This is a genomic window from Streptomyces sp. NPDC002467 (genome assembly GCF_042889825.1).
GTDB lineage: Bacteria > Actinomycetota > Actinomycetes > Streptomycetales > Streptomycetaceae > Streptomyces.
Genome location: NZ_JBIARJ010000006.1, coordinates 120,383 through 138,333, shown reverse-complemented (window position 1 = coordinate 138,333; position 17,951 = coordinate 120,383). Strand labels below are relative to the sequence as shown.

The following is a 17,951-nucleotide window of genomic DNA, read 5'->3' as shown; positions in this document are numbered from 1 at the left end:
GGGCACCGGACGCCGCCGCTACGTCAGGCCCGGGCCGAGGCCGCCGACGCGGAGGGTGATGTTCAGCCGGCCGGCGAGGCCGAGCCCTTGCGGACCGGTGCCGGGCAGGACCTTCGGCACGCCGTGGTAGGCCAGACGACTCGAACCCCCGAAGACGAAGAGATCCCCGCTGCGCAGCTCGACGTCCCGGTACGGACGGCCTCGCGAGGCGGTGTTCCCGAAGCGGAAGACGCAGCTGTCGCCGAGGCTGAGCGATACCACCGGAGCCCCGGACCTCTCCTCGGCGTCGCGGTGCATGCCCATGCGGGAGTCGCCCTCGTAGAAGTTGACCAGGGCGATGTCGTGGACCACCTCGGGGTCCGGCACCCGCCCGTAGGCGGCGGCCAGCGCTTCCCGCCCCAGCGCGGCCAGCCAGTCGGGCATGGGCTTGACGGGCGCGCCGTCCCCGTCGACGGCGGTACTCGCGTATCCGTACGGGTACCAGTGCAGGCCGAGGCACACCTGCCGGGCGGTCATCACCCCGCCGCCTGGAGTCCTTACGGTGCGCAGGCCGGCGGGCGGGCGGGCCCACTCCCGGCAGGCGTGGAGCAGCTCGCACTGGCGCGCCGGCCCCAGCCAGTCGGGCACGTGAACGGCGCCGGGAGCGATCTCGGCCCGCTCGCGCGGGAACAGTTCCCCGTGATCCCCGTGATCCCCGTGATCCCCGTGAGCCCCGTGGCCTCCGTGATCCCCGTGGTCTCCGTGTTCCCCGTCCATGGCTCCATTGTCGGCTCCGGCTGCGAGACTCCGGGCATGGAGATCATCGAATACGTGAAGACGGTCGCGCGGGAGGGCGAGCTCCTCGCCGACGCGGCCGAACGGGCCGGCACCGAGGCCCCGGTGCCCACCTGTCCGGGGTGGCACGTGGCCGATCTGCTGCGGCACACGGGGGCCGTGCACCGCTGGGCGGCCGGTTACGTCGCGGAGGGGCGGCTGGAGCCGGTGGGGTTCCCCGACGCGCCCGAGTTGTCGGGGGACGAGCTGCTGAGGTGGTTCCGGGAGGGGCACGCCGCGCTGGTGCGCACGCTGACCGAGGCGCCGACCGACGTCCAGTGCTGGACCTTCCTGCCGACGGCCGCACCGTCCCCGCTGGCGTTCTGGGCGCGGCGGCAGGCGCATGAGACCTCGGTGCACAGGCTGGACGCGGAGTCGGCGCTCGGCGTGGCGTACTCGCCGGTGGACGCGCGGTTCGCGGAGGACGGGGTGGACGAGCTGCTGATCGGCTTCCACGCCCGCCCGCGCAGCCGGGTCCGTACCACGGAGCCCAAGGTGCTGCGGATCCGGGCGGCCGACACCGGTGCGTCGTGGACCGTCCACCTGTCCGCGGAGCCGGCCCGCACGGTCCGCGGCACCACGGAGGAGCCGGCCGACTGCGAGGTGACGGGCACCGCGTCCTGGCTGTACGAGGCCCTCTGGAACCGCGTCCCGCTGTCGGGCCCCGGCGTCACGGGCGACCTCTCCCTGGCCGGGCTGTGGAGGGAGACGGCCGGCATCTGATCCGGGACGGCTCCGCGAGAGGCTGTAGGGTCGGCCCCCTCAGACGATCATGGGGGTAGTCGATGTTCGGTTCCACTGTGCGGCGCACGGCGGTGGTCGCGGTGGTCTTGGCCGGGTTCACGGTCTCCTGCGGAGGGGACCCGGCCCAGCAGGCGGCCGAACCGGGCGCCGCGCCCCCGACGACCTCGTCGTCGTCTCCGGCGGCACCGACGGCCTCGTCTTCGGCCTCCCCGGCCCCCGGCCGGCCGGTTCCGGGCTCCTCGGCGCGTCCGTCGGCCGCTCCCTCCGACGTACCGCCCCCGAAGGTCCGGGACGCCTTCGCGGGGCTGCAGGCAACGCTGGGCGACTCCTGCACGCCCGGAAACTGCGCCTACTTCCTCGGGCGGGTCCACGACGAACTCCACCGGCTGGACATCGCGATGAAGGCGGACCCGAAGGGTCCCGGCCACTTCCCCGAGCCGATCGCCCTGATCGCGAAACTCGACGAGGAGCTCGGCGGCAACAGGGAGTTCGAGAACCTCAAGCAGCACCAGGACCTGCTCATCGGCACCCGCGACAAGATCAACACCTGGATGCAGGGTCACCCCGACGACTACCGCTGATCCGGGTCACTCGCCGAGGGTGGCGGCGTACGCGGTCTGCGCGCGGTACGGCCAGGCGGGCGCCGCGTTCCAGGGGTTGGGCATGGTCCGGCCGGTCGCGTACGCGTAGCCCGCGCCACGGGTGAAGGCCGTCCGGAGGGCGGTGCGCATCGCGGCCGCGTCCGGGACCTCGTGGACGAGGTGCCAGAACGCCGTTCCGCTCGGGTCGAGTTCGGCGCCGTCGCGGTAGCCGCCCACCGGGTCGAAGACGTTGCCGCCGAGCCAACCGCCGCCGGTGTAGGCGGCGTAGGTGTCCTCGTACGTGACGAATACGTCGGCGGTCCGGTGGCCCGGTTCCAGGTAGCAGTCGGCGATGGCGGTGCCCGGGTTGTCGACGACTAGTTCGGGGACCGAGGGGTCGACGGCGTCCATGCCGGCCTGCACGTAGCGGCGGAGCTCCGCGTAGTGGTCGCGGGTCGCGTTGCCGGGCCCGCAGTCGCGGCTGACGACGTCGAAGAAGATGCCGTCGACGTGGAGGCGGCCGTCGCCGTCGGCGGGTCTGAGGTAGTTGTCGACGGAGGCCTTCACCTCGGCGATGTCACGGTTGCCGTGGTCGGTGTGGACGTAGCCGAGCACCTTGGTCTTCTCGCCGGTGGCCGTGGTGGCGCGGCGCAGGGCGTCGGCGCGGGACCGCCAGGCCGCGTCGAACGGGGCGTCGCCGTTGCCGGGGTTGAGGACCACCACGGAGGGGGCCGGGCGGGTGGCGGCGAGATCGGTGAGCACGGGGTCGTCCGCCCAGACGTAGGCGGGGACCGCGATGTCGAGGCCCCTCACGCCGGTAGCCCGGGGCGAGGCGGCCCAGGACTGAGCGGGTTCGGTCGGGGGCGTGTCGCGCGCCGACGCGGTGACGACCGGCGCCGGCGCGACGAGTAACGCGATGGCGACGATGGCGAAGAGGGCCTTCACGGCGCGGGGCATGAACGTTCCTCCGGCGGCGGCAAGGGGTGGGCGGCCCGAGGAACACTAGCCGGGCGGTCCCGGCTTCCGGCCGGAACCGCGCGCATTCATACGAGGAACAGAAGAGCGAACGGGCGGGGTGGGGTTGCCCGCCGTGTCACAGGGCGGGCAGCCCCACCCCGTGGGCCAGTTGGTCGGCGGCATGCGTGAAGAAGGCGTCCCGGTCCTCGACGACCCGGTTGAACTGGCCGAACAGCTCGAAGGAGACGAGGCCCGCCAGCTGCGCCCAGGCGGCGACCAGGGCGGCGGTGACCTCCGGCGGCAGTCCGGTGGCGAAGTCGGCGGTCATCCGATCGGCCTCGGCGCGCAGGGTCGCGGGCAGCGGCGGCAGGGCGAGACCGCGACCCTCGTGGGCGGCCCGGGCGATCCCGATGAGGATGTTCCCGACGCGCGAGGCGGGCCCGATGGTGTCCATGGGGGCGCTGTAGCCGGGCACGGGGGAACCGTAGATGAGGGCGTACTCGTGCGGGCGCTCCAGCCCCCACGCGCGGACGGCTTCGCAGACCGCGATCCAGCGGGCGCGGGGCGGGGCGCCGGCGGCGAGGGCGCGGGCGTCGGCCTGCTCGGCGGCGGCGCCGAGGCTGTCGTACGCGTCGACGATGAGCGCGGTGAGCAGGTCGTCGCGGCTGGGGAAGTAGCGGTAGAGGGCGGAGGAGACCATGCCCAGATCGCGGGCGACCGCGCGCAGGGAGAGTTTGGCGGCGCCCTCGTCCGCGAGCCGGCGGCGCGCCTCGTCCTTGATGGCGGCGGTGACCTCGATGCGGGCCCGTTCCCTGGCCCCTCGCACGGTGTTCATGCGGGTCAGTCTGCCACGCAACCGGAGCACTGCCCAAGAATCGGATCTCCGCTCCATTTCGAGAGCACTGCTCTTGCTTTGGAGCATCGATCCGTGCACACTGGTCTCAAGCGAGAGCAGTGCTCTCCAAAACCGGAGAAGACCCACGCAGACCGAGAAGACCCGGAGCCCACCATGAGCAGCACGCCCACCCCGTACTACGTCCAGGCCAGTCCGTTCGCCGTCCGCTTCAACGCCGTCTTCGGCAAGCTGGCCCGCCTCGGCATCAGCCTGGCCGGCACCGCCGAGCTGTCGGTCCGCGGCCGGAAGTCCGGCGAGATGCAGCGGATCCCGGTCAACCCGCACACGCACGAAGGAGCGCAGTACCTGGTCTCGGCCCGCGGCCACTCCCAGTGGGTCCGCAACATGCGCGTCGCCGGCGGCGGCGAGCTGCGCGTGGGCCGCAAGCTGCGGACCTTCACCGCGACCGAGATCACCGACCCGGCGGAGAAGGCCGCCGTCCTGCGGGCCTACCTGGAGAAGTGGGGCTGGGAAGTCAACCGTTTCTTCCAGGGCGTGACGGCGAAGTCCTCCGACGCCGAACTCCAGGCCGCCGCCGGCGACCACCCGGTCTTCCGCATCGCGGTCTCGAACTGACCCCCGCCCGCCGGACCGCCGGGCCCCGCTACTCGTGCGAGGGAACGCGCCGGTGGACGGCTTCCAGTACGGCCGGCTCCTCCTCGGACAGCCGCACGGCGCCCGCCGCCACGTTGGCGGCCAGGTGGTCGGTATCCCCGGGTGCGGGGCGACCTCGACCGCCTGCGGGAGGAGCAGGGGCGCCTGGGTCCCCGTCTGCGGGGTCTGTACGCCGACCCGCGGGCCCGTCGGCAGCGGATCGCGGAAGAGATCGAAACCTACTGGGAGCTGGCACTCGCCCCTACTGGGCGCGGATCCGGGCCGTGCTCGACGCCGACGTCTTCCACCGGGCCCGCCAGTCGGCCGAACAGGGTCCGGGACACCTGCTGGACGACCTGCACCCCTCGCTGAGCTGGGACGACAACGCGCTCCGGCTGGCCTACCGGCAGCGGACGCTGTCCCGGAAGACGGCGGGCACGGGTTTGGTGCTGATCCCCTCGGTCTTCACCTCACGGGGCCCCTTCACCCGGGTCACCCCGCCGGAGCCGCCGCAGCCGGCGTACCCGGCGCGCGGCACCGGCGGACTCTGGCGAATCCGCGCCGCCACCCGGACCGAGGCGGTCGCAGGGGTCCTCGGCCGCTCGCGCACCCGACTGCTGGCCGAACTGGACACCCTGCCTCCACCACCGAACTGGCCCGCCGTACGGGGCTCTCGCCGTCCGGGGTGTCCGTCAGGAAACGGGCGACCCGACTCCCCGCGGGTCCGCCGACTTCGCTCGGGACCCGCGGGAAGTCGGCGGTCAGGTCCCTCTAGCCCCGCCCGCCCCGGCGGGCCGCCTGCCGGGCGTCCATCGCGTGCAGGGCCCGCCGCGCCAGCGGGTGCGTCCGTACCAGGTCCGCCAGCGTCGTCGAGCCGCGCGTGATCCGCGCGAAGGCCCGCCACGCCGGGCGGAAGCCCGTGATCGCCGCGTGCAGCAGCCCCGGCTTGGCCTCGAACAGGGTCAGCATCCGCTGTCCGACGCCCATCTCCGCGCCCAGCCCGGACTTCACCGCGAAGGCGTAGTTCAGGGCCTGGCGACGCGCGTCCACCGCGTCCTGCGCCTCGGAGATCTTCGCCGCCCACTCCCCCGCCAGCCGCCCCGAGCGCAGCGCGAAGGAGATGCCCTCCCGCGTCCACGGCTCCAGCAGCCCGGCCGCGTCGCCCGCGACCAGGACCCGGCCGCGCGAGAGCGGCGAATCGGTCTTGCGGCAGCGCGTCAAGTGCCCCGAGGAAATGGCCGGTTCGAAGCCGGCGAGCCCGAGCCGGGCGATGAAGTCGTCCAAGTAGCGCTTGGTCGCGGCACCTTCGCCCTTCGCCGAGATGACGCCGACGGTGAGGGTGTCCCCCTTGGGGAAGACCCACCCGTAACTGCCGGGCAGCGGGCCCCAGTCGATCAGCACCCGTCCCTTCCAGTCCTCGGCGACCGTCTCAGGGACGGGGATCTCCGCCTCCAGGCCGAGGTCCACCTGCTCCATCTCCACGCCGACGTGCGCGCCGATCCGGCTCGCGCTGCCGTCCGCGCCGACGACCGCGCGGGCCAGTACGGTCTCCCCGTCGGCCAGCACCACGGCCACCGTGCGCCGGTCGGGCACCGCGGCCCCGTGCTGTTCGACGCGGGCCACGGCGGTGCCCGTACGCACCGACGCCCCCGCCTTCTCGGCCTCCGCGACCAGCCCCGCGTCGAACTCCGGCCGGTTGACGAGCCCGAACAGCATCTGCTTCGAACGCCGGGTCCGGGTCAGCTTCCCGTCCAGCGAGAAGGTCACCGCGTGGATGCGGTCCTTGAAGGGCAGGACGAAGCCCGGCGGCAGCGCGTCGCGCGAGGGCCCGATGATGCCGCCGCCACAGGTCTTGTACCGGGGCAGTTCGGCCTTCTCCAGCAGCAGGACGCTGCGCCCCGCCTTGGCCGCCGCGTACGCCGCGGACGATCCGGCAGGGCCCGCCCCGACCACGACCACGTCCCACACCTCGCCGGTCTCCCGACCCGCCTCGAACACCTCGGACACCTCGTCGGCCTCCCCCGCCACTCCGGACACCTCGTCGGCTTCGCCGGTCACCTCGTCGCCCACCCTCTGGCCGGACCGCTCCGCGTCCGCGCCTTCGCCTGCGCCCGTACCTGCGTCGCGTACGTCGTCGTCGCTGCTCACGATGTGTTGCTGCTCCTGATCACCCGTTGCTCCGATGCCGGGCAAATCCTAGCGAGACGCTCCGTCGCCCCGTTGTGCGAGGATCAGGACTGTCTTTCGCCGTCCCCGGCATACGCGCACCCCCGCGGATGCGGGGAAGCCCTACACGAAGCACAACGTCGCACCCAAAAGGAGCGTGCCCATGTCCCAGAATCCGATCGCCGAGACCATCGCCTCGCTGATGCCCCGCGCCAAGCAGGAGCTCACCGAGCTGGTGGCCTTCCAGTCGGTGGCGGACTGGGCACAGTTCCCCAAGAGCGAGAGCGAGGGCGCCGCGAACTGGGTGGCCGAGGCGCTGCGCGTCGAGGGATTCCAGGACGTGGCCCTGCTCGACACCCCCGACGGCACCCAGTCCGTCTACGGCTTCCTGCCCGGCCCCGAGGGGGCGCCGACCGTTCTGCTCTACGCGCACTACGACGTGCAGCCGCCGCTGGACGACGCGGCCTGGATCTCCCCGGCCTTCGAGCTGACCGAGCGCGACGGCCGCTGGTTCGGGCGCGGTGCGGCCGACTGCAAGGGCGGGTTCATCATGCACCTGCTGGCGCTGCGCGCGCTGAAGGCCAACGGCGGCGTGCCGGTGAGCGTGAAGGTGATCGTCGAGGGCTCGGAGGAGCAGGGCACCGGCGGTCTCCAGCAGTACGCGGAGGCGCACCCGGAGCTGCTGACCGCCGACACCATCGTCATCGGCGACGCGGGGAACTTCCGCCTGGGCCTGCCGACGGTGACGGCGACCCTGCGCGGCATGTGCCTGCTCAAGGTGAAGATCGACACGCTGGGCGGCAACCTGCACTCCGGCATGTTCGGCGGGGTCGCCCCGGACGCGCTGGCCGCGCTGATCCGGGTCCTCGATTCGCTGCGCGCGGCGGACGGTTCGACGACCGTCGACGGTCTGGCCTCGGACGCGGTGTGGGACGGCCTGCAGTACCCGGAGGCCGACTTCCGCTCCGACGCGAAGGTGCTGGACGGTGTCGAGCTCATCGGCGAGGGCACGATCGCGGACCGGCTGTGGGCCCGTCCGGCGGTGACGGTGCTCGGCATCGACTGCCCGCCCGTGGTCGGCGCCACCCCGTCGGTGCACGCGAGCGCGGGCGCGCTGATCAGCCTGCGGGTGCCGCCGGGCGTGGACACCGCCGCGGCCGTCAAGCTGCTGGAGGCGCACATGGTGGCGCACACCCCGTGGAAGGCGCGGCTGGAGCTGGAGGTCGTGGGCCAGGGCCAGCCGTTCCAGGCGGACACGGACAGCCCGGCGTACGCCTCCATGGCCGCGGCGCTGGGTGAGGCGTACCCGGGGCAGGAGATGCAGGTCGCGGGCATGGGCGGCTCGATCCCGCTGTGCAACACGCTGACGCAGCTGTACCCGGAGGCGGAGATGCTGCTGATCGGGCTGAGCGAGCCGGAGGCGCAGATCCACGCGGTGAACGAGAGCGTGTCACCGGAGGAACTGGAGCGGCTGTCGGTGGCGGAGGCCCTGTTCCTCGTCAACTACGCGGAGTCCAAGCGCGGCTGACCCCCGCGATGACGCGCGTGTACGCCCAGGGCGCAGTGCGCTCTGGGCGTACCACGCTCCCGGCGAACTCGCGTGCCCGGGGCGGACGGCCGTGCGTACGTTCGCCGTATGGATCTCGTCGAAGTACTTCCGAACCGGCTCCACATGCTCCGTTTCCCCATCGGCCAGGCCTACCTCTGGCAGGACGACGGAGCCCTCACCCTGATCGACTCGGGCAACGCGGAGTCCGCCGCCGAGATCGAGGGGGCGATACGTTCCCTCGGGCTGGAGCCCGGGCGGCTGGAACGGATCGTCCTCACACACTGCCACGGCGACCACATCGGCGCGGCCGGTGAGCTCGCCGCCCGCTGGGGCGCCCGTGTCCTCGCGCACCGCCTGGACGCGCCGGTGATCCGGGGCGAGCGGCCGGTGCCCGAACCGGTGCTGCTGGACTGGGAAGTCCCGCTCTACGAGAACGCCCTGACGGTGGTGCCCGAGGCCCCGCCGACCCCCGTCGACGGGGAGCTGGAGGACGGGGACGCACTGGGCTTCGGGGACGGGGCCTACGCGGTCCACGCTCCGGGCCACACGGACGGCAGCATCGGCGTGCACCTGCCGCGCCACGGGGTGCTGTTCACGGGGGACTGCGTCGCCGCCGTCGGCCCGCTGATGCTGGGCGTCTTCAACGTGGACCGCGCCCGGGCGATCGACTCGTTCCGCCGGCTGGCCGCCCTCTCCCCCGACGTGGCCTGCTTCGGCCACGGCGATCCCCTGACCACGGACACGGCGGCGGCGCTCGCGAAGGCCGCCGCCGACACCCCGGCCTGACGGGGCCCGTCAGCCGACGGGGACGCCCGCCTCCAGGTACAGGGGGTGTCCCCGCTCGCGGGCGCGCAGGGCCCAGCGCAGGCGCTCGTAACGGTGCTGCGGGAGCAGTCCGGCGGCCTCGGACTCGGTGACGAAGCGCCAGGAGCGGAGTTCCGGGCCCGGCAGCCGGATCCGCCGGGCCGCCGACGCCTCGGTGAGCCGGCCGCCGTCGAAGAGCAGCCGCAGCCCCCCGAACCCGGGGGGCTGCGGGGCCTCCCAATCGACGACGAGCAGGCCGGGCACGTCGTCCAGTACGAGGCCCAGCTCCTCGGCGACCTCCCGTACTCCCGCCCGGGCGGGGGCCTCGCCGGCTTCGACGACGCCGCCCGGGAACTCCCAGCCCGCCTTGTACGTGGGGTCCACCAGCAGCACCCGGTCGTGCTCGTCGAAGAACAGCACTCCCGCGGCCACGGTCTCGCGCACGGGGTCCGGGGTCTGCACGATGTCGCAGACGGGGGCCGCCTCGGTGCGGACGGCCTCGGCGATCCGCTCGGCGGTCTCCCGCACGCTCAGTGCGCCGTTGTCGATGACGTGCGCGTCGGCGGTGAGCCAGCCGAGGGCCTGCTGGTAGACCGGGATGTGGTCGTAGGCCCACTGGCGGACGTGGAGGTCCACCTCCGGCGGGGCCCCCGGCTCCTCCCGGTTCGCGATCCGCTCCCGCAGGATCGTTTCGGCGGGGGCCAGCAGCACATGGCGCACCGGAATGCGGCGCGCCGCGAGGCCGCCGAAGATCTCGTCCCGGTACTGCTGCCGCAGCAGCGTCATCGGCACGACAAGCACGCCTCCCAGTTCGGCGAGCATCGCCGCGGCGGTCTCCACCACCAACCGGCGCCAGCTCGGCAGGTCCTGGTAGTCGGTCACCTCCGCGAGCCGTTTGCGCGGCAGCAGCACGCGCAGCGCGTCCCCTATGAACTCCGGGTCGAACAGGGTGCTGTCCGGCAGGATTCCGGCCAGTTCGCGGGCCGTGCTGGTCTTCCCGGCGCTGAATGTGCCGTTGATCCAGACAATCACGTCTACCCCTCTCCGCATGGCTCGTCCGGAGCCCCCAGTGGCTTGCCCGCACCACCCTGCCATGGAAACCCGTTAATCAGCCGAGTGCTTATCCTCAAGGTCAGAGCGCTGTCCGCTACCTCCGGAGGTTTTCCCGCCGTGGCCACCAACCGCCGCCCGTCCGAGCCCCGCTACGGCAACCGGCCCACCATGAAGGACGTGGCGGCCCGCGCGGGTGTGGGCCTGAAGACGGTGTCGCGGGTGGTCAACGGCGAGCCGGGCGTGACCCCCGAGACGGAGAAGCGCGTCCAGGAGGCCATCGAGGCGCTCGGATTCCGCCGCAACGACAGTGCGCGCGTGCTCCGCAAGGGCCGTACCGCCACCGTCGGCCTGGTCCTGGAGGACCTCGCCGACCCCTTCTACGGCCCGTTGAACCGGGCGGTGGAGGAGGTGGCGCGGGAGCACGGGGCGCTGCTCATCAACGGTTCCAGTGCCGAGGACCCGGAGCGGGAGCGGGAGTTGGCGCTCGCGCTGTGCGCCCGCCGGGTGGACGGGCTGATCGTCATCCCGGCGGGCGACGACCACCGCTACCTGGAACCGGAGATGCGCGCGGGCGTGGCCACGGTGTTCGTGGACCGCCCGGCCGGACGGATCGACGCGGACGTCGTCCTCTCGGACAACTTCGGCGGCGCCCGGGACGGCGTCGCCCACCTGATCGCGGGCGGCCACCGCCGGATCGGCTTCATCGGGGACCACCCGCGCATCCACACGGCGACGGAACGTCTGCGCGGCTACCGGGCCGCGATGTCCGGGGCGGCCCTGCCGGTGGCCGATTCGTGGGTCTCCCTCGGCTCCACGCACCCCGAACGGGTGGCGGCCGCGGCCCGCGCGATGCTCGGGGCCCCGGAACCGGTGACGGCCTTCTTCGCGGGCAACAACCGGGTGACGGTCACGCTGGTCCGGGTCCTCGCCGCCCTGGAGCACCCGGTGGCGCTGGTCGGCTTCGACGACTTCGAACTGGCCGACCTGCTGAGCCCGGGCATCTCGGTGGTCGCCCAGGACGCGGCCGCCTTGGGCCGCGTCGCCACGGACCGCCTCTTCCAACGCCTCACGGGCGCCACCCTCCCCCCGACCCGCACCGAACTCCCGACCCACCTGATCCCGCGGGGCTCGGGGGAACTGGGCCCCGTCTACTGAGTGCCGAGGCCGGGAACGCCCAGGAGGCCGAGTCCCTGGTCGATGCCGGCGAGCGCCGCCTGGCCGGCCAGTGCGGGCGCCGCCTGGATCAGTACCTCCCTGATCCGGTGCCAGGCCCCGGCACGGCCGGCCGGTTCCCGCTCCGCGTCCTGGAGCGCCTCCACGTCTGCGTCGAACTGCGGTCCGCCGATGCCGTGCGCGGCCGCGAGGGCGCGGATCCGGTCGATGACCAGAGCCGTCTCCGTGGCCGGGTGACCGATGTTCTGGCTGACGGTCACGCCTTGTGCGGCGGCCCCGCCGTAGACGTTCTGGGTGAACGTGGGGGTCGTCGCGGGCTGCTGCCGATCGTTCATGTACTGCCTCACGTTCCGGTTCGAGACCGCGCAGTCCTCGCCGCGCGGCGTGAGCATCAGGGCATCGGGTTCCCCTCCGAAAGCCGGCGGGAACGGCATGACCAATTCGTGCCCCTGCAGGTACCGAACCGCTCGCCGAACGATGCCCGGTCGCAGCGGCAGGCCGAGGAAGGTCGTGCGGGCGAGGAACGACTTCAGGGATACCGTCGCGTCGGGTGACTCGGCCGCCTGACGGACCAGTTCGTCGAGCGCATGATCGAACTGCGGGCCCACCCGGCCCCTGACCTGGACGACCCGGTCCGCTTCGGTCAGTCCGGCCGCTCTCAGGCGCACGAGTGCCGCCCCGAAGGTGTATTCCAGAGTGATGTGCCCACGGCTGCGGAGCAATTGGGCCGCGGCCTCCGCCATCGCGGCGCGCGGGTCGTCGTCGGCCACGAAGTCCGTCAGCGCAGACTCCGCTGCGCGCCCGCTCCGCTGCGCCCGCAGCCAGATCAGCAGTTCCACGGCCAGGTCTTCGGTCCGGTCGGTGGCGACGTACGGGGCGAGGTCGGCGGTGTTCATGACGGATCGGCGGTGTCTGCCGCCGCGCAGTGCTCGTTGATGTCCGCCAGGAGGCGGGGATGGCCGCTGAGGTCGACGCGCTCGGCGTCCCGGGCCTGGTCGAGGAGGTCGGACAACTTCTGGGTGTATTCGGTCCGCCACATGCTGCCGTAGCGTTTCGGATGCTCAGAGACGCTGTGTGCGTTACCTCGGGTCTCCAGTGCGGCAAGTCCGGCCAGGGCTTCGGCGAGCTGGTCCGGCCAGGGCGCGGCCGCCCGCTCCGCCAGGTCCGGCAGCGCCACGAGGCGCCGCGCGAGTCCTGCGACGCTTGTGTCCCGCCGGTCCGCCCGGTCGGGGCCATCCGGCTGATCACGCAGGGAACGGGCGTACTCGACCCGCTCGGCCTGCTTGAGGCGAGTGCCCTTGGCCTCGTCGAGGTCGGAACGCAGTTGGAGGTAGCGCCGTTCGGCGGCCTGCCGGGACTTCAGCCCGAGGGCTTCGGCGAGCCGGGCCCAGGTGATCCGCTTGCGCCGGGCGGCCTTGAGCAACATGACCTCGTCGCTCTGGAGCTTCTCGCGGAGTTCCCTGATGACCAGCAGAGCAGCCAGCAGGTCCGTCTCGAGGACCTTGTCGACCTCGTCCCCCTCGACGTCGATGGTGATGCGGTCGTACTTCTGCCCGATCTCCATGAGTCGTCTCGTCGTCTCCAGGCCCAGCACTCCCGCGACCCGGCCGGGACGCTCATCGTCCGGCCTCGACGGCCTCGCCAGATACCGCCAGGCGCTGTCCCGGTCGCGCTCGGCTGAGGCTCGACCTTTGGACGTCGCCCTCAGGACGACATTTGTCGTCTGCCGGACGACGTCCGAGTGTTCCATCATGGGCGGATCTCCTGACAGCACGCGATGAGACGGGCACGAGAGGGCGGAAGCGCGGACACCGGACACACCGGACCACTCCGCCCCACCGGCATCCTCCAGCAGCTGGCAGCCGCCCCAGGGGCCCTCCGCCTATTCGCCAGGCTTCGCCAGGGATCGCAACACCATCAACTCGGCAGATTCCTCCTGAACCACCGAAACCGCGACGAACACACCGCAGCCCCGCCCGGATTCCGGGCGGGGCTGCGGTGAGGGACCTGCGAAGACTCGGATCAGGCGGTCGCCGTCAGGGTCGCCGAGCGGCGGGGGATCGCGAAGGCGTCCAGTTCGGCGCGGGTCAGGCCGGTGAGGGCGGTGACCTCGTCGGCGCCGACCGCGCCGCAGTCGAGGCCGCGGACCAGGTAGCCGGCCAGGGCCTTGGCGGTGGCGGGCTCGTCCATCACGTCGCCCTCGATCTTGGCCACGTACGCCTTCAGGCGCGCGGCGGCGGCTTCGAGGCCCTCGCGGTAGAAGGTGAAGACGGCCGCGTAGCGGGTCGGGAGGTGGCCCGGGTGCATGTCCCAGCCCTGGTAGTAGGCACGGGCCAGGGCGCGGCGGGTGAGGCCGTAGTGCAGCTTCCAGGCCTCGTGGACCTTCTCCGTGGTGCCGATCGGCAGCACGTTCGTGGAGCCGTCGGAGACGCGCACGCCGGTGCCGGCGGCCGCGACCTGCATGATCGCCTTGGCGTGGTCGGCGGCGGGGTGGTCGCTGGCCTGGTAGGCGGCGGACACGCCGACGCAGGCGCTGTAGTCGAAGGTGCCGTAGTGCAGACCGGTAGCGCGGCCCTTCGAGGCCTCGATCATGCGGGCCACGGTGGCGGTGCCGTCGGAGGCCAGGATGGACTGGCTCGTCTCGATCTGGATCTCGAAGCCGATCCGGCCCGGGCGCAGGCCGCGGGTGGTCTCGAAGGCCTCCAGCAGCTGGACGAAGGCGGTGACCTGCTCGGCGTACGTCACCTTCGGCAGGGTCAGGACCAGGTTGTCCGGGAGGCCGCCGTGGGCGAGCAGGCCGGACAGGAAGACGTCCGTGGTGCGGATGCCGCGGTCGCGGACGTTGGACTCCATGCACTTCATGCGGATGCCCATGTACGGCGCGTTCGTGCCGTTGGAGTACGCCTCGGAGATCAGGCGGGCGGCACGCGCGGCGGCCTGGTCCTCCTCCTCGTCGGAGCGGACGCCGAAGCCGTCCTCGAAGTCGACGCGGAGGTCCTCGATGGGCTCGGTGGCGAGCTTGGCGCGGACGCGCTCGTAGACCGGTACGGCCAGCTCGTCCGGGATGCCGAGCACCTTGGCGAAGGTGGCGGCGTCCGGGGCGTGCTCGTCCATGGCCGCGAGGGCCTGGTCGCCCCAGGACCGGATGGTGTCCGCCGCGAAGACGTCACCGGGTACGTAGACGGTGTGAATGGGCTGACGGGTGCCGGGGTCGCCCGGGTAGTGGCGCGCGAGTTCCGCGTCCACCGGCGCGAGGGAAGCGCTGATGCCCTCGCTGACCGCGCCTGCGAGGCTCGTCGCCACCTTCTCCTGCTGACCCATCGTGCACTCTCCTCTTTTCCGCTTCACGGAAGCTTAGATCCGCATAGCAGAATTTAGTCACGGGGTTCCGCTCCGTCAATGGTCCCTCGGCCGTCCTGGACAAACGACTCGGGGCCGCGCGGTGACAATCACCACACGGCCCCGGAGAAGTGGAGCTTCGAAGAGAAGCGCAGGTCAGGCGATTAGCCCTTGCGCGCCTTGATCTCCTCGGTCAGCTGCGGGACGACGGCGAAGAGGTCGCCGACCACGCCGTAGTCGACCAGGTCGAAGATCGGGGCCTCGGCGTCCTTGTTGATGGCCACGATGGTCTTCGAGGTCTGCATGCCGGCACGGTGCTGGATCGCGCCGGAGATGCCCGAGGCGATGTACAGCTGCGGGGAGACCGACTTGCCGGTCTGGCCGACCTGGTTCGAGTGCGGGTACCAGCCGGCGTCGACGGCGGCGCGCGAGGCACCGACGGCCGCACCGAGGGAGTCCGCGAGGTCCTCGATGATGTGGAAGTTCTCGGCACCGTTGACGCCGCGGCCGCCGGAGACCACGATCGCGGCCTCGGTCAGCTCGGGGCGGCCGGTCGACTCGCGCGGGGTGCGGGAGGTGACCTTGGTGCCGGTGGCCAGGGCGCCGAAGGTGACGGCGAGCGCCTCGACGGCGCCGGCGGCCGGAGCGGCCTCGACCGGGGCCGAGTTCGGCTTCACGGTGATGACCGGGGTGCCCTTGGAGACACGGGACTTGGTGGTGAACGACGCGGCGAAGGCGGACTGCGTCGCGACCGGGCCCTCGTCACCCGCCTCCAGGTCGGTGGCGTCGGTGATGATGCCGGAGCCGATGCGCACGGCGAGGCGGGCGGCGATCTCCTTGCCCTCGGCGGAGGACGGGACGAGCACGGCGGCCGGGGAAACGGCGTCGTACGCGGCCTGGAGGGCGTCGACCTTGGGGACGACGAGGTACTCGGCGAACTCGGGGGCGTCGGCCGTGAGGACCTTGACGGCACCGTGCTCGGCGAGGGTGGCGGCGGTGTCGGCGGCGCCGGCACCCAGGGCGACGGCGACGGGCTCGCCGATGCGGCGGGCCAGCGTCAGCAGCTCGAGGGTGGGCTTGCGGACGGCGCCGTCCACGTGGTCGACGTAGACGAGAACTTCAGCCATGGGACTGCTCTCCTGCTTTTGCGAAGTGTCTGGGGACTGTGAGGGGTTGGCCGAAGCTCTTAGATGAACTTCTGGCCGGCCAGGAACTCGGCCAGCTGCTTGCCGCCCTCGCCCTCGTCCTTGACGATCGTGCCGGCGGTGCGCGCCGGACGCTGCGCCGCGGAGTCGACCACGGTCCAGGAGCCCTCGAGACCGACCTCGTCGGCCTCGATCTCCAGCTCCTCCAGGTCCCAGGACTCCACCGGCTTCTTCTTGGCGGCCATGATGCCCTTGAAGGACGGGTAGCGGGCTTCGCCCGACTGGTCCGTCACCGAGACGAGCGCGGGGAGGGAGGCCTCCAGCTGCTCGCTCGCGGTGTCGCCGTCACGGCGGCCGGTCACGACGCCGTCCTCGACCTTGACCTCGGAGAGCAGGGTGACCTGCGGGACGCCCAGGCGCTCGGCCAGGATCGCCGGCAGCACGCCCATGGTGCCGTCGGTCGACGCCATGCCCGTGATGACCAGGTCGTAACCGGCCTTCTCGACGGCCTTGGCGAGCACCAGCGAGGTGGCCATGACGTCGGAGCCGTTCAGGTCGTCGTCCTCGACGTGGATGGCCTTGTCGGCGCCCATCGAAAGCGCCTTGCGCAGCGCGTCCTTGGCGTCCTCGGGGCCCACCGTCAGGACGGTGATCTCGGCGTCGTCGGCCTCATCGGCGATCTGCAGCGCCTGCTCGACGGCGTACTCGTCGAGCTCCGACAGCAGGCCGTCGACGTCGTCGCGGTCGACGGTCAGGTCATCGCCGAAGTGCCGGTCGCCGGTGGCGTCGGGCACGTACTTCACACAGACAACGATCCTCAGGCTCACGCCGGCTCTCCTACCGCATCGTCTTTTTCTGGTACCGCCTTGTGCAGGCAGCATAGGCGCCTTGTCGGGCGGATCCCGGTCGGGGCGGCCCGCGCTCCGATGGGAATGTTACTCGTCAGTACACCTTGGGTTCCGCCAACCCGCAAGGCCGGTGAACTGTGATCTGTCCAACGCCGGGCAACTGCTCCCAACAGGGACGATTCAGTCGCGCAACGCGTTGAAGCGTCCTTGGTGGTACAGCAGCGGCCGGCCCGCGCCGGCAGGATCCCCCGCCGGGTCCCCCGCGACCGCCTCCGCGATGATCACACGGTGCTCTCCGGCGGGCACGCGCGCCACCACCCGACAGACCAGCCACGCCAGTACGCCGTCCAGCACGGGGACGCCGTGCGGCCCGACGCTCCAGTCGGTGGCCGGGCCGAAGCGATCGGCCCCGCTGCGGGCGAACAGGCCCGCCAGCTCCCTCTGGTGCTCGCCGAGTATGTGGACGCCGAGGTACTCGCTGTCGCGCACCGCGGGCCAGCTGGAGGAGCCGGTGCCGGTCGTGAAGGACAGCAGGGGCGGCTCGGCGGAAACGGAGTTGAGCGAGGTCGCGGTGAAGCCGACCGGGCGCGCACCGTCCGCGGCGGTGATCACGGCGACGCCGGCGGCGTGCCGGCGGAAGACGGAGCGCAGGAGGTCGGGAGAGCCCGGGAGGGCGGCCGCGAGGCCGGGGGAGGGTGCCGTCGGGGCGGTCATGAGTCTTCCTTCTGCCGCGGCGAACGCGGGCACGGGTCGGGGATCAGGGGTCGGGGCGTTCACTGATCCCAACAGCGCGCGCTCGCGTGGCGGACGAGGTCTATGTGGACCCGTCCGAAGAGCAGGAGTTCGTACCGCATGCCGCCAGCCTGGCGATCTCCCGTGTACACAGTCAAGCGAGACGAGACAGATGTCAGGCGCGTCACGCTGCGTGCGGGCGCGCGCACCGGCGCGTCCGGGGCCCTCCGATGCCCCGGCGCCCCGTCATACGGCGGCCCCCAGGGCCGCGATGACGTCCACCTTGCGGGGCATCCCGGCCGCCCGCCGCACCTCGCGGCCCGCCGCGTCCAGCACGAGCACGGTCGGGGTCTTCTCGATCCCGAGGGCCCGTACGAGGTCCAGCCGCTCCTCGGCGTCGATCTCGATGTGCGCGACCCCCTCGACCATCGCCGCGACCTCGGCGAGGATCCGCCGCGTCGCCCGGCACGGCTGGCAGAAGGCGCTGGAGAACTGCACCAGGCTGGCCCGCTCCCCCGGCTCCGCGCCCAACTCCGCCGCGCCCAGCCCCGCCGCCCC

The 17,951-nt window shown here is 72.4% G+C and carries 18 protein-coding genes; 6 read left to right on the top strand and 12 right to left on the bottom strand.

Annotation, left to right across the window (positions count from 1 at the left end):
• Positions 1-18 precede the first annotated feature (18 nt).
• On the bottom strand, positions 19-627 hold the full coding sequence (locus ACFYYJ_RS15000; protein ID WP_389132332.1) for an alpha-ketoglutarate-dependent dioxygenase AlkB family protein: 609 nt from the start codon (positions 625-627) through the stop codon (positions 19-21).
• Between the two features lie 165 nt (positions 628-792).
• On the opposite strand from ACFYYJ_RS15000, the gene ACFYYJ_RS14995 reads away from it, so the two are divergent.
• Together ACFYYJ_RS14995 and ACFYYJ_RS14990 are read left to right on the top strand one after the other, a co-directional pair.
• On the top strand, positions 793-1,536 hold the full coding sequence (locus ACFYYJ_RS14995; RefSeq protein WP_389132329.1) for a maleylpyruvate isomerase family mycothiol-dependent enzyme: 744 nt from the start codon (positions 793-795) through the stop codon (positions 1,534-1,536).
• A gap of 62 nt (positions 1,537-1,598) precedes the next feature.
• Positions 1,599-2,138 (top strand): hypothetical protein, encoded by a 540-nt coding sequence (locus tag ACFYYJ_RS14990; protein WP_385363261.1) that lies wholly within the window; start codon positions 1,599-1,601, stop codon positions 2,136-2,138.
• A 6-nt stretch (positions 2,139-2,144) separates the two neighbouring features.
• On the opposite strand, the gene ACFYYJ_RS14985 is transcribed toward ACFYYJ_RS14990, so the two are convergent.
• Positions 2,145-3,095, bottom strand: a complete 951-nt coding sequence (locus tag ACFYYJ_RS14985; RefSeq protein WP_389132324.1) for a spherulation-specific family 4 protein — start codon at positions 3,093-3,095, stop codon at positions 2,145-2,147.
• A gap of 136 nt (positions 3,096-3,231) precedes the next feature.
• Positions 3,232-3,930, bottom strand: a complete 699-nt coding sequence (locus ACFYYJ_RS14980; protein ID WP_389132321.1) for a TetR/AcrR family transcriptional regulator — start codon at positions 3,928-3,930, stop codon at positions 3,232-3,234.
• Between the two features lie 174 nt (positions 3,931-4,104).
• Between ACFYYJ_RS14980 and ACFYYJ_RS14975 the strand changes: the two genes are divergently transcribed.
• Positions 4,105-4,566 (top strand): nitroreductase/quinone reductase family protein, encoded by a 462-nt coding sequence (locus ACFYYJ_RS14975; protein ID WP_389132318.1) that lies wholly within the window; start codon positions 4,105-4,107, stop codon positions 4,564-4,566.
• 789 nt (positions 4,567-5,355) lie between these two features.
• Here the strand turns inward: ACFYYJ_RS14975 and ACFYYJ_RS14970 are convergent.
• On the bottom strand, positions 5,356-6,552 hold the full coding sequence (locus ACFYYJ_RS14970; protein ID WP_385131359.1) for a geranylgeranyl reductase family protein: 1,197 nt from the start codon (positions 6,550-6,552) through the stop codon (positions 5,356-5,358).
• A gap of 361 nt (positions 6,553-6,913) precedes the next feature.
• Between ACFYYJ_RS14970 and ACFYYJ_RS14965 the strand changes: the two genes are divergently transcribed.
• Together ACFYYJ_RS14965 and ACFYYJ_RS14960 are read left to right on the top strand one after the other, a co-directional pair.
• Positions 6,914-8,278 carry a dipeptidase gene (locus ACFYYJ_RS14965; RefSeq protein ID WP_389132315.1) on the top strand — a complete coding sequence of 455 codons (1,365 nt, stop codon included), beginning with the start codon at positions 6,914-6,916 and terminating at the stop codon, positions 8,276-8,278.
• Between the two features lie 108 nt (positions 8,279-8,386).
• The gene (locus ACFYYJ_RS14960) at positions 8,387-9,085 is read left to right on the top strand and encodes an MBL fold metallo-hydrolase (RefSeq protein WP_385363256.1); all 699 of its coding nucleotides are present in this window, start codon (positions 8,387-8,389) and stop codon (positions 9,083-9,085) included.
• A gap of 9 nt (positions 9,086-9,094) precedes the next feature.
• On the opposite strand, the gene ACFYYJ_RS14955 is transcribed toward ACFYYJ_RS14960, so the two are convergent.
• Positions 9,095-10,135: an NUDIX domain-containing protein gene (locus ACFYYJ_RS14955; RefSeq protein WP_389132312.1), complete on the bottom strand. Its 1,041-nt coding sequence runs from the start codon at positions 10,133-10,135 to the stop codon at positions 9,095-9,097.
• A 189-nt stretch (positions 10,136-10,324) separates the two neighbouring features.
• Between ACFYYJ_RS14955 and ACFYYJ_RS14950 the strand changes: the two genes are divergently transcribed.
• Positions 10,325-11,311: a LacI family DNA-binding transcriptional regulator gene (locus ACFYYJ_RS14950; RefSeq protein WP_389132765.1), complete on the top strand. Its 987-nt coding sequence runs from the start codon at positions 10,325-10,327 to the stop codon at positions 11,309-11,311.
• Here ACFYYJ_RS14950 and ACFYYJ_RS14945 read toward each other — a convergent pair.
• From ACFYYJ_RS14945 to ACFYYJ_RS14915, 7 genes are all read right to left on the bottom strand, one after another.
• Entirely contained in the window at positions 11,305-12,225 is a 921-nt protein-coding gene (locus ACFYYJ_RS14945) for a hypothetical protein (protein ID WP_389132309.1), read from the bottom strand. The two genes, ACFYYJ_RS14950 and ACFYYJ_RS14945, sit on opposite strands and share 7 nt — an antisense overlap.
• Positions 12,222-12,893, bottom strand: coding sequence for a hypothetical protein (locus tag ACFYYJ_RS14940; RefSeq protein WP_385363253.1), 672 nt, complete (start codon positions 12,891-12,893; stop codon positions 12,222-12,224). The genes ACFYYJ_RS14945 and ACFYYJ_RS14940 overlap by 4 nt, the downstream gene beginning before the upstream one ends.
• Before the next feature lie 458 nt (positions 12,894-13,351).
• The gene (locus tag ACFYYJ_RS14935; RefSeq protein WP_385127903.1) at positions 13,352-14,650 is read right to left on the bottom strand and encodes a DUF6986 family protein; all 1,299 of its coding nucleotides are present in this window, start codon (positions 14,648-14,650) and stop codon (positions 13,352-13,354) included.
• A gap of 182 nt (positions 14,651-14,832) precedes the next feature.
• Positions 14,833-15,795 (bottom strand): electron transfer flavoprotein subunit alpha/FixB family protein, encoded by a 963-nt coding sequence (locus ACFYYJ_RS14930; protein WP_385127902.1) that lies wholly within the window; start codon positions 15,793-15,795, stop codon positions 14,833-14,835.
• 59 nt (positions 15,796-15,854) lie between these two features.
• Complete coding sequence (locus ACFYYJ_RS14925) at positions 15,855-16,640, bottom strand: electron transfer flavoprotein subunit beta/FixA family protein (protein WP_384734483.1); 786 nt, start codon at positions 16,638-16,640, stop codon at positions 15,855-15,857.
• Between the two features lie 201 nt (positions 16,641-16,841).
• The gene (locus ACFYYJ_RS14920) at positions 16,842-17,375 is read right to left on the bottom strand and encodes a flavin reductase family protein (protein ID WP_384734486.1); all 534 of its coding nucleotides are present in this window, start codon (positions 17,373-17,375) and stop codon (positions 16,842-16,844) included.
• Between the two features lie 264 nt (positions 17,376-17,639).
• On the bottom strand, positions 17,640-17,939 hold the full coding sequence (locus ACFYYJ_RS14915) for a thioredoxin family protein (RefSeq protein WP_389132763.1): 300 nt from the start codon (positions 17,937-17,939) through the stop codon (positions 17,640-17,642).
• Between the last annotated feature and the right edge of the window lie 12 nt (positions 17,940-17,951).

Bases quoted from the DNA above. Each gene is read 5' to 3' on its own strand.
- ACFYYJ_RS14965 (WP_389132315.1), top strand. From the start codon at position 6,914: ATGTCCCAGAATCCGATCGCCGAGACCATCGCCTCGCTGATGCCCCGC.
- ACFYYJ_RS14975 (WP_389132318.1), top strand. From the start codon at position 4,105: ATGAGCAGCACGCCCACCCCGTACTACGTCCAGGCCAGTCCGTTCGCC.
- ACFYYJ_RS14920 (WP_384734486.1), bottom strand. From the start codon at position 17,375: ATGACCGCCCCGACGGCACCCTCCCCCGGCCTCGCGGCCGCCCTCCCG.
- ACFYYJ_RS14940 (WP_385363253.1), bottom strand. From the start codon at position 12,893: ATGGAGATCGGGCAGAAGTACGACCGCATCACCATCGACGTCGAGGGG.
- ACFYYJ_RS14945 (WP_389132309.1), bottom strand. From the start codon at position 12,225: ATGAACACCGCCGACCTCGCCCCGTACGTCGCCACCGACCGGACCGAA.
- ACFYYJ_RS14990 (WP_385363261.1), top strand. From the start codon at position 1,599: ATGTTCGGTTCCACTGTGCGGCGCACGGCGGTGGTCGCGGTGGTCTTG.
- ACFYYJ_RS14980 (WP_389132321.1), bottom strand. From the start codon at position 3,930: ATGAACACCGTGCGAGGGGCCAGGGAACGGGCCCGCATCGAGGTCACC.
- ACFYYJ_RS14930 (WP_385127902.1), bottom strand. From the start codon at position 15,795: ATGGCTGAAGTTCTCGTCTACGTCGACCACGTGGACGGCGCCGTCCGC.
- ACFYYJ_RS14995 (WP_389132329.1), top strand. From the start codon at position 793: ATGGAGATCATCGAATACGTGAAGACGGTCGCGCGGGAGGGCGAGCTC.
- ACFYYJ_RS14960 (WP_385363256.1), top strand. From the start codon at position 8,387: ATGGATCTCGTCGAAGTACTTCCGAACCGGCTCCACATGCTCCGTTTC.
- ACFYYJ_RS14935 (WP_385127903.1), bottom strand. From the start codon at position 14,650: ATGGGTCAGCAGGAGAAGGTGGCGACGAGCCTCGCAGGCGCGGTCAGC.
- ACFYYJ_RS14950 (WP_389132765.1), top strand. From the start codon at position 10,325: ATGAAGGACGTGGCGGCCCGCGCGGGTGTGGGCCTGAAGACGGTGTCG.
- ACFYYJ_RS14985 (WP_389132324.1), bottom strand. From the start codon at position 3,095: ATGCCCCGCGCCGTGAAGGCCCTCTTCGCCATCGTCGCCATCGCGTTA.